The following is a 12,234-nucleotide window of genomic DNA, read 5'->3' as shown; positions in this document are numbered from 1 at the left end:
AGCACATGCCCGGGCATGTTGCTGTCGATCCGGACACGGTCCGACACGAGCACTTCATACCGGTTGCCGACACTCATCAGCCCTTCGTCGAAGGACCAGTGGCACAAGCGGCAAAGACAGAGTCCGTTGGTGGGAAAATCATCGTGGCTCTCGCTCCAGGGCAAGATGTGGGCCGCCTCGACCACGGTATGCCCTTCGGGCGTGCGCATGCGGATGCCGCACAATGCGCAGCGGTGATCGTAGAGGGAAACAATGGCCTTGCGAAATCCCTGGTCGCGGACCCGCTGAATCTCCGGCAGCGCCTCGGCAAAACCCGGCATGCCATCCTTGACGCCGGCGACAACCTCCAGGGCATAAGTGTACGCCGCCAGATTGATAAAACCCTGTTCTGTCACACGCGGCTGGATTTCCGGGGCGAAATAGGACTGAACCAGCACGCTTCGCAGCCGCTCCCGGTCAACCGGGTCGAGCAGGTGTGCAAACAGCGCATCGTCCAGCCGGGCACCGGCATAGACCTCACGAAGCCGGGTCATGGAACTGATGTTGTAGTCCATGCCGGCATCGTTACCGGGGTTGGCGATCCGGTGCCAGAAGCCGTCGGACTGGAGCCGGGGAAAGGGATAGGCCATGGACGACCGTTGGCCGACGGGCATGACCGTATCCCAATAGCCATTCCAAATATCGACCAGGTCGAAAGAGGGTTCGATGAAGTTTTCAATGATCTGCCCCTGGGCAATCAAATCCATGACGGAGAGCAGGAGAAAGGGCTTGTGGGGTGCGCGATGGCAGGTCAGCGCTGTCCAGATTTTACGATTGCGGTCGGTGTGAAGGTTGGCGAATTTTTGTATGTAGTTTTCGATGAGCATTGCTTAAAGCACCAATTTTGACGCCAAAAACGGCCTTTTAAGACCGAATCGAGTTGTGGTTTTGGGAACAATTGTTAATTTTCAATCACATGGCGCGGCCCGACCCCCATCTCCTAACTTAGTTAAAAGCCAAGGTTTGGCCCTTTATAACGACCGCATGCCTTACCCCTTATGCACACTGGTAGCCGCCAGCAATGCAGCCGTAGATGAGTTCCTTGAAATAAGACCAACTCAATTGTCTCCACAACGTAGAGACAATCACCTCATCCGCAAACACCTCGGCAATTGGATCATGTGGGCAGGTATCCTTGTCCCAAACGTGCAAGGGCTGTTAATAATTAATATTTAAGATGCGACCCCTTTGGACCTTCGGCTATCGGGAGCGGGCATCTCCCGAGGGAGGACTTTCACCTCCCTGATCGCGCCTGCTTCCGGGCGCACAGACCGCCGCACGGCGGCCCGAGAGAATCATCTCCCTGATTTCGGAGATCAGCAACTTCACTCCGTCACCTCCCGGACTTGATGCACGCGAAGACGCGGTGACGCGAGGTTTTTATGACGGTTGCTTTGCAGCATGTTCCCCAAGAGCGCTGTCCCGCAGCCGGCGGTAATCGGCAATGATCGGCCAATCGGCTTCCGCCCAGTCGAGGCTTGGCAGCGCTTCCGGCGGCAGCCAGACCAGGGCCGCATGTTCGTTGTTGCGCGGTTCGCCCCCGGCCAGGACGCAGACAAACGGGTGCAGGGTGACGATAAAATTCGAATAGCGATGGGTGGCCGGCGGCATGGCCCGAAGCACCTCGACCTTCACCCCCAGTTCCTCCACCAGCTCCCGGTGCAGGCCATCGGCCGGCGTCTCATGGGCCTTGATCTTGCCGCCGGGAAACTCCCACTTGAGCGGCATGCTCATGGCCGCGCTGCGCTGGGCCGCCATCACCTTGCCATCGCGCTCGATGATGGCGCAGGCCACCTGAATATGACGCATAGCAGCTCCATTACGGTTGTGACAAGGGGGCAACATCCATCAATGCACCATCAAAAACGCATACCGATCCATTTCCTGGTCGTAATCGGTGCGCACGTTGATTTCGAAGCCGAATTGGCGCACGGTGGCATAGACGTCCACGGCCATGGCCTCGGGGGCCGGGCGGGCCATGCGCGGTTGTTCGCAGGTTTCGCGGTTGCCGGTGCAGGTTTTGCAGAAGCAGCACGAGTCCATGAACAGCTGGAAGGCGCGCGGGTAACCGGCCAGGAATACGGCGCGCTCCAGCTTGACCAGGCCGGCGTTGATTTTGGCCGACCAGGCGTGGCGATCCTCGGGCTGGTTCATCCGGCCGGCGAAGTGCAGGATGAGGGCGTCGGCGTATTCTTTGAAAAAGCGTTCGCATTCGGCCACGGACGGCGTGTTGGGCGGGCAGGCGCCGCCGCGGCCGTATTCACCGCAGCCGAACATGCATTTCATGCGCACCCATTGAGCCACGATGATCTTTTGGGGATCGATCCATTGGTAGTCGCTGTAGCCGTTGGCCTGGAGGATTTCGTCGATTTGCTTACACTGAACCGTATTGAGTCCCATTCATTCTCCGTTCTCCTGGACCTTTTTGTTGTCACGCCTTGCGCTTCAATTGCGCCACCAGGGGGCCATACTCGCGCCAGGCCCAGCAGGTGTTTATCAACTGGCCGCGCATAGCGGCATACGTCTCCGGATCAACGGGGTTGCGGATCCTGGCGCTCCAGGCGCCTTGGAAGGCGGCCGGGGCCATGGCCGCCAGCAGCGCCAGCAGATGCGTACACCCCTTTTCACGCCCCACCAGCTTCCTGACCCGGGAGGTAAACCCGGCGGCGATGCGCATCCCTTTGACCGGCGCCAGGCAATCGCGTGTTTCGCTGCAGGCGGCATTGGGAACCGAGGGCATCTCCACCTCGATATCGGTAATCAAAAGCTCCGGTACCTGCACCTCCATGCGGATGACCATGTGATGAACGGTGTAAGGCGGACGGACCTCGCCGCCTGGATGGATGGAGTCGAGGAGCCGGTTGTCCTGAAGGGAGCCTTCAACGATAATCGTATCGGATGCGCCCGCATAGATGACCGTATCGATCCTGCGGTTGTGGATTTTCAGCTGTCGGGTCCTGTCCAGGGCAATCATGCGCGTAAAGGTTCCTTTTTTAGTTTTTTTTCTCACGCAAAGACGCAAGGAAAAGCTGGGCCTACTTTGGCCAGAGGCCAAAAAACCCTTCTTTATTGCCCTTCTTGGCGTGCTTGGCGGCTTGGCGTGACACCTGCTTTTATTTTGTTTATCGCCCTTCCTGGCGCCCTTGGCGGCTTGGTCTAGGCGATCACCGACTTCGGGGTCGGCACGATCCGTTTGACAACAATCAGCTTGCGGTCGATCAGCTCTCCGATATGCGGGCCGATCTCGTTTTTCCACTCGGGGCTCTCGTAGACGTTCTTGTATAGCCGCTCGCGCTCCTTCTCGTTTTTAAACCGGCGAATCCAGTAGTAGAGATTCGCATCCTCTTCGTCGACAAAGCTGCCGACGACGACCATTCCCTTGGAGACCTGGAAGGGAATGACCACGCTTTCCATATACTTCACCCACTCGGCGCGCTTTTCAGGAAATATCGTGTACTGCCTGAATTCGAAAAACATTTTGCTCCTCCTTTTCAGTAGGCCCCGGTCATCCTGAAACCGGTGATTTCATCGATCCGGCCAACGGCACACAAGCCCGCAGAGCCTGAACAGCAACTGCGTCCGCTTACCCATCTTCGCCGCATCCGAAAGTTAAACCCAACGATCTGCATGGGTTCTAAAAGCGATTGACAATTAAGTCAATGTCCATATCCCATCGCTTGCCTTTTACAAACCTTCTTCGGATGCCGGTTGCCCACGCGGCCGCATAAACCGCCTCCCCCGCCCCGATTCTGTCTCCTGTCTGACTTCATTTTTCCGAAGTAAGGTTTTCGTTCAAACCGGTTCAGCGTCCGGCGGCGGTGCTGTCTCCTGCCTTCCGTTCCTGCCCCTGGTCTGAACGGATGAATGCCCTTTCCTTCACGTGCAGCAAAGGGTATGTAGACCATATACACCCCGCTGCCTGACTGAACCCGCACTTTTCGGAGGACGCCCCATGAAAATAATCGACGCCGTCGTCGTGGCCAAAGTGAAATTCGTGACCCTTTTCGCCGTTGCATATCTGGACCGCAAAGGCAACCGCCGGCGCTGGCACATGGTCAGCCGCAGCGAGCCGCCCAAGTGCATCAGCGGAGCGCACCGGCGCCCCGACGCAACCATCATCGTTCCCTATCACCGACGGGAGGACAAGCTGGTGGTGATCAAGGAGTTCCGCGTCCCCGTGGGAGGCAACATGTACGGTTTTCCCGCCGGGCTGCTGGACCCCGGCGAAGCGCTGGCGGTGACGACAGGCAGGGAGCTGCGTGAAGAGACCGGCCTGGAGCTGGTGCGCGTCTACCGCCAAAGCCCGGCCATTTTCTCCTCCGCGGGCCTCACGGACGAAACCATCGCCATGGTCTTCGCCGAAGTCGACGGCACCCCCAGCATCCGCCGCAACAGCGATTCGGAGGACATCGACGTCTTCCTGATGGACCGGCAGGAGGTGCGGGATCTGCTGCAACGCGGCGACATCGTCTTCGGCGCCCGGGCCTGGCTGGTCATGGACGCTTTTTCACGGATGGGCCATGCCTATATAGCCGGTACCTGATGGTCCCGCGCGCTTCCATGAACCCACACCAGAGCACCAACGCCGGGAAGTGAATGACCGCATCCGGAAGCCGCGATAGTTTTGTTCATTTGCTTAATACCCCGATTTCTGCTATGCGGGAAAGGTGGCTTCAACACCCTTGAATGCACGGTCATCGATGCTGGACATCAGTCGAATACCGCCCACAAAACCGCTGCGGATCATCATCGGCGCCGGCGATCAGCATTGGCCCGGGTGGATTGCCACCCACCGGGAAACGCTGGATCTGTTGCGGCCCGACGATTGGGAAGCCAGCTTCGGCAGCCGCCTGGTGGATGCGTTTCTGTGCGAACATGTGTGGGAGCATTTGACCGAAGCAGAGGGCCGGGCGGCCGCCGGCTTGTGCTACCGGTGGCTCAAACCGGGCGGCTACCTGCGCTGCGCGGTTCCGGATGCCAATTTCCCGGACTCGGCCTACCAGTGCATCGCCCGGGTCGGCGGACCGGGCCCCAAGGATCACCCGGCCGCGAGTCATCGAATCCTTTACGACTACCGGCGCTTTGCAGATCTCTTTGTTCAGGCGGGATTCGCCGTCGACCTGTTGGAGTATTGCGACGAACAGGGCCGGTTTCACTACAACCCGTGGTCGCCGGAACAGGGTCCGGTCTACCGGTCGCTGCATCAGGACCATCGCAATAAAAATGGAAAGTTAGGCTTTGTATCCCTGATCGTCGATGCTCGCAAGCCCGACTGAGGGGCATTCGGGCATCCGTGCCCAGGCGTGTTCGAACCGCATCCGATCCGGCAGCCAAAACCAATCGCCGGGCAGACAAACATAGTCCCATGAATCAACCCCAATTCATCTCTCAAAGGAGGCACCTAAATTGGCCCAGATGACCCAACGAATGCAGGATTTGTTCAACACGGTTCGCACCGCGATTCTTGCCACCGCCACCGCGGACGGAACGCCCAACGCCGTACCGGTCGGCGCCAAGAAAATCATCGACAACCAGACCATACTCATCTCCGACCAGTTCCTCAACAAAACCCTGGCCAACATGCAAGCAAACCCCCAGGTGGCGCTAACCTTCTGGGAAGGTCATGAAGGTTACCAGCTCAAAGGCCGCGTCAGCATCGAAACCAGCGGCCGGCGCTATGAGGAAACGGCCAGCTGGATCCAGGAATTGAGCGAGAAGGCCGGCTTTCCCCTCAAATCCAAGGGAGCGGTGATCCTGCAAGTCGAGGAGATATTCGGGGTCTCACCGGGGCCGGGAGCCGGCAGAAAATTGGCATGATGTCGGATGGTATGATTGGGCGTAACACCCCAATGCGACTGCGGCAGGAGGATTTTTCGGGAATGTTTGCCGTCGCGATCCGGTCGGCACCGCATTGGATGCACCTGCCGGATGCCGGTCTACAGCCCATCGTCGATCAGGTCCAGGACCGTCTGCTTCTCTTGCGGAAATTTATAGCCTTCATAACTGTGGGTTAACAGGAGCCGCCCCTGACGATTCTTCCAGTGGTTGCCGGCATGGTCGAAGCACACTCTGCCGGTGACGGACAATTTTTGCATGGTCAGACGCAATTCCCGGAGCTGTTCTGCGGGGGTTAGCATGACAAATTTCTGCGCGGCCATCTCACGGGCCAGGGGGGTGCCGGTCCAGGCCCGAAACGGACGCGAACGGATGTAGTGCGGATCAATCTCGCTGAGCACACGGGCCGTTTGGGTGGCATGCTCCTGCCAGCGGGCTTTGCCGCCCAGACCTGGCATCCAGTATTCCGAAAGCTCGAAGCCCGCTGCCAGGGCTTTGCGGCCGCCCCTGATATGGATCTCGGCAGTGGCGCCTTTTTGTACGTTATCCAGCACCATGTCATCGCCACTTTCCAGTCCCACATGCAGCCGGTCCAGACCGGCCCGGCGAATGGCCTTGAGGTCCTCCAGGGATTTGTGTACCAGGGTTTTGGATCGCGCATAGGTGGTGACCCGGGCAATGCAAGGAAACGTGTGGCGCAGGTAAGTCAACACCTCCACCAGCTGGTCGGTCTTCATGATCAGGCTGTTGGCATCCTGCAGAAAAACGGTTTTACCGCCGGACAGCAGCCAGTGGTAAAACATCCCAAACCCGGGGTGCTGGTTCAGTTCGGGATTTTTCCCGATCAGGGCGATGGCGGCACGGTGGTCGATCTCACCGCCTTGCCCGGACCGCCGGGCAAGCGCCGCAAGGTCGTCGCGCAGGGCCGCCATGGCATCGATATCTTTTTTGATTTCAGCAACCGATCGCACCTGGAACTTTTCGGTTTTATACATGCCGCAAAACGTGCAGCGGTTCCAGGGACAGTTGCGCGTCAACCGGACCAGCAGGGAGTTGCTGCCACCCTCGCTGGGCGGCCGGTAAACACCGGTCTCAAATGCATATTTTTCATCAGCGCGTGCGGTCATCTGCATGCCCTTCTCCCTGCGGATCGAGGCCAAAAAATTCGGCCGCGTTTTTGTTCAGAATCATCTCCAGTTGGTCAGCGCCCAGATGCGAATCCCGCAGCCATTTCAATTCCCGGTCCCAGGCATAGGGTATGTTTGGAAAATCAGATCCATACATGATTCTGTCAAGCCTGTATTCCTGGAGATCGATGCGTTCCGCGATGGGAAAATAGTCCGTCAGCGCCATGGTCGTGTCGAGCCACAGATGGTCATACCGCTCGACCATCGTCTTATATTCACGGGTCTCACTGAAACCGAGATGGGGGACGCACACCTTGAGGGTCGGGAAATTCTTCAGTACGCGCTCCAGCTTGCCGGCGGCGCAGATTTTATACGGGTCACAGCGGTAGACGGGGCTTTTGGGCTCCTTGCCGATATGAATCACCACCGGTTTGTTGTTGGCTTCACACACATCGAACACACGGTCGGTCTCCTCGGAATTGATATCAAAACACTGCACATGGGCATGCAGTTTCAAACCGCCCAGACCCGCATCGAAGGCATCCTGCAAAATCTTTCCGGCGTCCGGCTCACCTGGGTATACCGTCGCCATTCCCGTGATCCGACCGGGGTATTGGCGGCATTTTTCGGCCATGTACCCATTGAGCTGTCCGGCAATTCCCGGGGCATGGGCATACTGGAGTGCAATCAGGTGGCTGACGCCATTTGCAAACAGGAAATCAAATACTTCGCCGGTGGTTAACGGATACCTGATGTGCCATGCATTTTCATCAAACCAGCGTCTGACGGCCTTGAAAATGGCGTCAGGAAAAACATGCACATGGGCATCGATGACCTTGGGAAAACCGGCCGGGACGCTGCAGCCTTCCCTGTCGTCGAGGGTTGGGAGGTTGGGTTTCAGCATGGTGGTGGATCCTTTTGGGATAACAGGTTTGACGCTTCAGCTGAAATGGACTGCAACCGCCCGCACAGGCATGGCCACCATGACTGGGTGCGGTAACCCTTGCCGCGAAGCGTCACTGCGCATCACGACATCTCCCGGCTTTCGCGATAGCCAATCAGATTCATGGCCATCATGCTGGCCACGACGTCGCGCTTTTGATTGAGCATCTCGCAAAAAGAGTACAGCACCCCCCGATCGGGTTTGCTGCGCGACGGCTTCACCTTGTGCACGGTGATGCGCAATGAGAGCATGTCACCGGGGCGGACTGGCCTGAGCCAACGCAGCTCATCCACCCCCGGACTTCCCAGGCTGGCCGGACCGGGGAGGTAATGTTCCACGAACAGCCGCATGAAAAGGCTGCAGGTGTGCCAGCCGCTGGCGATGAGGCCGCCGTATACCGTTTGCCTGGCGCCCGCCGGGTCCATATGAAAAACCTGCGGATCAAACTGTCTGCCGAACTGGACGATTTCATCTTCCGTGATGGTAATCGGCCCGAATTCATGCACAGCCCCCTCCACGAAGTCTTCCAGATGGCGCTCATACGGTGTGGTGCTGAAACTACCGGTGTTCATATGCGTCGCTCCTCATTCCACTTTTCCGTTTAACCCCATCCATTTTGATCCATCGCGGCAACCGCCGTAACGCCGCCGGCCTGTGCCCGCAAGCACCTGGCCACAAGCATCCACAATGGCATGCATATCAGCCGCGGCTACACTTCCCTCAGTTTGCAGTCCTTGCCTCCTTTCCGCTTGCAACCGATGGCTGCATGGATGGCGCCATCCATCCGATCCATATCACCATAGCCAAGCTCGCCTTTACAGATTTCAGTGATTATCCCCTTGTAATCGATTGAAAAACAATGGTGGGATGAACGCCAATAAGTCAGCTTATTAGAAATTTCTTTCATAGAAGGGTTTGGGTCGGGTATCAGTCTAATGCGATTGTGGTTCATGGTTTGATCCTATTCGGTCAACTGCCGGCTGTGCTGCAACCGATAAAGCCCGGTTCAACTGCGGCGCTTACAGAAAGCAACCCCTTTCCGGTCAAAGCAGCAGTTGTTCAAGAAGTATCGCATGGTTGCCATCGTTTGTTCCAGACCGGTCATATGACACCTCCTTGTTTTTAGCGCTGGTCGTGTTCCGCACGTCTCTTCCACGATCATACCTGCAGACTGGCGGACATCTGCTCATTTCCTGTATTTTTAACATCATCAGGAAGCCAGCACAATGTGAGTCGGTTGACCGTATGCTCAGAGGACAAAACTACCACTCGGAAAACGCCGCCCACCCTGGTGGCCATGACGGCAACCACCGCAAATGACGATCTCCGGCTGGATTGCCCGGTGTCCGCCGGGCCGGTACCCCATCCCTGGTTTCGTCTCCTTAAGGGACTACCCCGCAGGCGATCCGGGCGCCGCCGCCGCCGAGTTTTTCAGGGTGGTCCGCATAGTTGTCCCCACCGGCGTGAATCATCAGGCTGCGGCTGCTGAGGTCGGTCGTTTTGACCCGAGGGGCCAGCACCGGTGTGACCGAGGTCCCGTCAGGTTTCACGTATAGCGGGGGCAGGTCGCCGAGGTGGCCTTCGCCATAGGGTCCTGCATGCCGATCGGACCCATCGGGGTCATAGTGCCCGCCGGCGGCAAGACCCGGCACCTTCTTCCCATCCTTCTCCCCGGGGCCGCAATTTGCAAATTCGTGGACATGAAATCCATGCAACCCCGGTGGCAGCCCATTCAGGTCGGGTGTAAAAAGTGCCCCGTAAGGCGTGTCCTTGACCGTAACCGTTCCGACCGCCTGACCTTTTCCGCTGTCCGTGGCAATGGACATTTCGATGATAACCTCATCCGCGCCGGCGCCACCCGCGATGAATAACAAACCTGCCAGAAATAGCGTCAATCGTTTCATGGTTGGATCCTTTCTTCTCTTTGCATCAGCAGCGACAGCATCGATAGCTCTTCGTCCGAAGCAGCACCGCTGGTTTGCATTCATTTTCTGGTGCATAAAGACCAACAATAAAACATCCCGGAGAAAAGGGAAGCGGTGGGGCGGGAGAACCTCCGGTTGACAGGGATGACCTATCCGGGAAGCAAGGATGGCGTCTGCAGTTCATGCTGCACAACCACCCCATCCATGGTCCGGGCTTCGACCAGTTCCACCAGATGGCGGTGGTGCGTGAAAAAAATGACCTGGGTCTTCTTGGATAATGCACACAGCACCTCCAATGTCGCCAGGGAGCGGTCGTCATCGAAGCGCAGCAGGATGTCATCCACCACAAAGGGCAGCGGCTCATTGTGGTCCAGGTACTGCTCCAGGCTGGCCAGACGAAGGGCCAGGTAGAGCTGGTCGGCAGTGCCGTCGCTCATGCCCTCCACCTTGACCACCGTTTCCCGGCCCTGGCGCACCCCCACCAGCACCGGGTTGCCCTTGTCGTCATAGTCCGCCCGCACCCCGGCAAAGGCTCCCCGGGTCATGCTGGCGAACAACTCGCTGGCACGGCGGATCAGCGGGCCCTGGTGCTTTTCCCGATACTGCTCGATGGTGCGGGAAAGCAGAAAATCGGCGATTTTGAGCCGGGCATAGGTCTCCACGTCCGTTTCCAGGCTGCCGAGCAGACGTTCAGCCTCCTCGGCACAACCGGCGGCCTCGGCGCTGCCGTCCATCCGCTTGAGTTCGGCTTTCTCCGTGCCGATGGCCTGGTCCAGCGACGAACGCTCCTGCTCCAGTCGTTTAATCTCTTTCTCCAGCTCTTCCCGTTCAGGACCGATGCGATCGGCGTTCACCGCTGCAGCCTCGGCAATGAATGCCTCCACGGTGGCACCGCCGCTCACCCCGCGCAGGCGCACTTCAATGCCGCTGCGCTCCAGGAGCAGATGTTTTCTGGCGTGGGCACGCTTTTCCGTTTCGGCAAGGGCATCAGCCTCCCGGCACCCCGCCTCCTGACACAGCGACTCAACCAGTGCACTGCACTGGGAAATACGCTTTTCCGCATCCAGGATCTCTTTTTTCGCCGCCTGCAGCTGCGCGTCGAGGCCCTGTTGTTTTGAATGCGCTTCCCTGGCAGCGGTCAATCCGGCATAGAGCAGTTCAGCCGCCCGGTCCTGGGGTTCCCCGTTGAGGTCCGGGGCCAGGATCTCGACCAGTTTATCCACCCGGCTTTTAAATGCGGCTGAATCCCGGTCAATGCCGTCTATCCGCTTGCTCAGAACGTCGGCCTCGCTCGTCAGGTTTCGGGCTTCACGGATGCTTTCGATCACGGCCAAGGCAGCCGTGGGGCTGGCATCGACACCCATTCCTATTTTCCCAACCTGTCTGGCCCAGTTGGTTTGCCAGTCGGCAAGGGACTTCTCCAACTCCACAACACCGGCAGCAACCTCCTCCAGTTCCCCTTTAAGGTCAGACGACGCCTTGTCCACGGCCGCAATTCGGGATGCAAGATCGTTTCGGGCGTCGACCTGGGCCCGGGCACTTTTGACGAGCGTGGAAAGGGCAACGGTTGATGCTTCCCTGGGCGCGCCCGCAGCGTCGAGGGCTCGCAACAGGCTGGATTTGAGCGCGGCCAGTTCGGTTTCCACGGCTTCGGACTGAACTTTTTTGGCTTTGAGATCCACTGACTTTATTCTCAGTGAATCCATGTCGGCAATCCAGGCGCGCATCTCCCTGGGGGAAAGGGGGGTGATCCCGGCCGGCGTCCACAACGCCTGCCACTCGGCGGTCAGTCGGCGGTACTCGTCCAGGGCGGCTTCAAGGTCGCCGGCAATGCCGACAAGCGCATTCTCGACGACTGTCCGCCGTGCCTCCAGCAGTCCCTTGCGGATGACCTGTTCAGCTTCCCGTCGCAGGCGGTCGGCAATGCGGTCCGCCCGGGTCATGCTTCCTTCAAAGGCATCCGACAGACCCACCGCGCCGGCAACGCTGCCGACAAACGCTTCGGATTCAGTGGGATCAACGGCTTCGCCGGCAAGCCGGTGCCGAATCAAACCCCAACCCCTGTCCCGCAGTGATCGGGCGTCTTTCAGGTCGGATTCGGTCGGGATCTGGTGCAGGCGGTCCATGGCTTGAAGCTCGGTCTGAATCTGATTAATTTCGCTCTGCCCGGCCGCCCTGCTTTCACGCTGTTTTTCAATCCGGCGACGGGCCGCGTCAATCTGCTCCTCGAACCGGTCGATGCTCGCGGCGGACGGACAGGGCAATACATCGATGTCCGCCAGCGGGCCACCCCACAGGGTTTGCCGTTTCAAGGATCGCACCAGGTCGTTTTCGAGTGCCTCGACAGCGCCGCGCATGTCGGCGA

At 58.7% G+C, this 12,234-nt stretch carries 13 protein-coding genes; 3 read left to right on the top strand and 10 right to left on the bottom strand.

Translation table 11 applies throughout. The features are described from left to right. The 5 genes from R6V78_RS21150 to R6V78_RS21130 form a co-directional block, all read right to left on the bottom strand. On the bottom strand, window positions 1-866 hold an 866-nt coding region (locus R6V78_RS21150), incomplete at its 3' end, for an HNH endonuclease (RefSeq protein WP_410291382.1). Between the two features lie 553 nt (window positions 867-1,419). Next, the gene (locus R6V78_RS21145; RefSeq protein WP_410291381.1) at window positions 1,420-1,848 is read right to left on the bottom strand and encodes a (deoxy)nucleoside triphosphate pyrophosphohydrolase; all 429 of its coding nucleotides are present in this window, start codon (window positions 1,846-1,848) and stop codon (window positions 1,420-1,422) included. 39 nt (window positions 1,849-1,887) lie between these two features. Next, window positions 1,888-2,439 (bottom strand): DUF2284 domain-containing protein, encoded by a 552-nt coding sequence (locus R6V78_RS21140; RefSeq protein WP_410291380.1) that lies wholly within the window; start codon window positions 2,437-2,439, stop codon window positions 1,888-1,890. 31 nt (window positions 2,440-2,470) lie between these two features. Beyond that, window positions 2,471-3,013 (bottom strand): DUF2889 domain-containing protein, encoded by a 543-nt coding sequence (locus R6V78_RS21135; RefSeq protein WP_410291379.1) that lies wholly within the window; start codon window positions 3,011-3,013, stop codon window positions 2,471-2,473. Window positions 3,014-3,195: 182 nt separating this feature from the next. Then, window positions 3,196-3,516 carry an NIPSNAP family protein gene (locus R6V78_RS21130; protein WP_410291378.1) on the bottom strand — a complete coding sequence of 107 codons (321 nt, stop codon included), beginning with the start codon at window positions 3,514-3,516 and terminating at the stop codon, window positions 3,196-3,198. A gap of 475 nt (window positions 3,517-3,991) precedes the next feature. Between R6V78_RS21130 and R6V78_RS21125 the strand changes: the two genes are divergently transcribed. The 3 genes from R6V78_RS21125 (at window position 3,992) to R6V78_RS21115 (ending at window position 5,856) form a co-directional block, all read left to right on the top strand. After that, entirely contained in the window at window positions 3,992-4,582 is a 591-nt protein-coding gene (locus tag R6V78_RS21125) for an NUDIX domain-containing protein (protein WP_410291377.1), read from the top strand. A 139-nt stretch (window positions 4,583-4,721) separates the two neighbouring features. Beyond that, complete coding sequence (locus R6V78_RS21120) at window positions 4,722-5,315, top strand: class I SAM-dependent methyltransferase (RefSeq protein ID WP_410291376.1); 594 nt, start codon at window positions 4,722-4,724, stop codon at window positions 5,313-5,315. A gap of 139 nt (window positions 5,316-5,454) precedes the next feature. Next, window positions 5,455-5,856: a pyridoxamine 5'-phosphate oxidase family protein gene (locus R6V78_RS21115; protein ID WP_410291383.1), complete on the top strand. Its 402-nt coding sequence runs from the start codon at window positions 5,455-5,457 to the stop codon at window positions 5,854-5,856. A gap of 119 nt (window positions 5,857-5,975) precedes the next feature. On the opposite strand, the gene R6V78_RS21110 is transcribed toward R6V78_RS21115, so the two are convergent. The 5 genes from R6V78_RS21110 to R6V78_RS21090 form a co-directional block, all read right to left on the bottom strand. Beyond that, entirely contained in the window at window positions 5,976-7,001 is a 1,026-nt protein-coding gene (locus tag R6V78_RS21110; RefSeq protein ID WP_410291375.1) for a radical SAM protein, read from the bottom strand. Further along, window positions 6,985-7,905, bottom strand: a complete 921-nt coding sequence (locus R6V78_RS21105; protein WP_410291374.1) for an amidohydrolase family protein — start codon at window positions 7,903-7,905, stop codon at window positions 6,985-6,987. Before R6V78_RS21105 ends, R6V78_RS21110 begins: the two co-directional genes overlap by 17 nt. Before the next feature lie 122 nt (window positions 7,906-8,027). Continuing rightward, window positions 8,028-8,516 carry a MaoC family dehydratase gene (locus tag R6V78_RS21100; protein WP_410291373.1) on the bottom strand — a complete coding sequence of 163 codons (489 nt, stop codon included), beginning with the start codon at window positions 8,514-8,516 and terminating at the stop codon, window positions 8,028-8,030. Between the two features lie 810 nt (window positions 8,517-9,326). Then, the gene (gene sodC / locus R6V78_RS21095; protein ID WP_410291372.1) at window positions 9,327-9,848 is read right to left on the bottom strand and encodes a superoxide dismutase [Cu-Zn] SodC; all 522 of its coding nucleotides are present in this window, start codon (window positions 9,846-9,848) and stop codon (window positions 9,327-9,329) included. A gap of 170 nt (window positions 9,849-10,018) precedes the next feature. After that, on the bottom strand, window positions 10,019-12,234 hold a 2,216-nt coding region (locus tag R6V78_RS21090), incomplete at its 5' end, for an ATP-binding protein (RefSeq protein WP_410291371.1).

The sequence above is a fragment of the Desulfosarcina sp. genome, from assembly GCF_046496365.1.
GTDB lineage: Bacteria > Desulfobacterota > Desulfobacteria > Desulfobacterales > Desulfosarcinaceae > Desulfosarcina.
This window is presented reverse-complemented; position numbering and strand designations above follow the sequence as displayed.

Coding starts and splice junctions, on each gene's coding strand:
- R6V78_RS21145 (WP_410291381.1), bottom strand. CDS start 1,848: ATGCGTCATATTCAGGTGGCCTGCGCCATCATCGAGCGCGATGGCAAG.
- R6V78_RS21140 (WP_410291380.1), bottom strand. CDS start 2,439: ATGGGACTCAATACGGTTCAGTGTAAGCAAATCGACGAAATCCTCCAG.
- R6V78_RS21135 (WP_410291379.1), bottom strand. CDS start 3,013: ATGATTGCCCTGGACAGGACCCGACAGCTGAAAATCCACAACCGCAGG.
- R6V78_RS21130 (WP_410291378.1), bottom strand. CDS start 3,516: ATGTTTTTCGAATTCAGGCAGTACACGATATTTCCTGAAAAGCGCGCC.
- R6V78_RS21125 (WP_410291377.1), top strand. CDS start 3,992: ATGAAAATAATCGACGCCGTCGTCGTGGCCAAAGTGAAATTCGTGACC.
- R6V78_RS21115 (WP_410291383.1), top strand. CDS start 5,455: ATGACCCAACGAATGCAGGATTTGTTCAACACGGTTCGCACCGCGATT.
- R6V78_RS21110 (WP_410291375.1), bottom strand. CDS start 7,001: ATGACCGCACGCGCTGATGAAAAATATGCATTTGAGACCGGTGTTTAC.
- R6V78_RS21105 (WP_410291374.1), bottom strand. CDS start 7,905: ATGCTGAAACCCAACCTCCCAACCCTCGACGACAGGGAAGGCTGCAGC.
- R6V78_RS21100 (WP_410291373.1), bottom strand. CDS start 8,516: ATGAACACCGGTAGTTTCAGCACCACACCGTATGAGCGCCATCTGGAA.
- sodC (WP_410291372.1), bottom strand. CDS start 9,848: ATGAAACGATTGACGCTATTTCTGGCAGGTTTGTTATTCATCGCGGGT.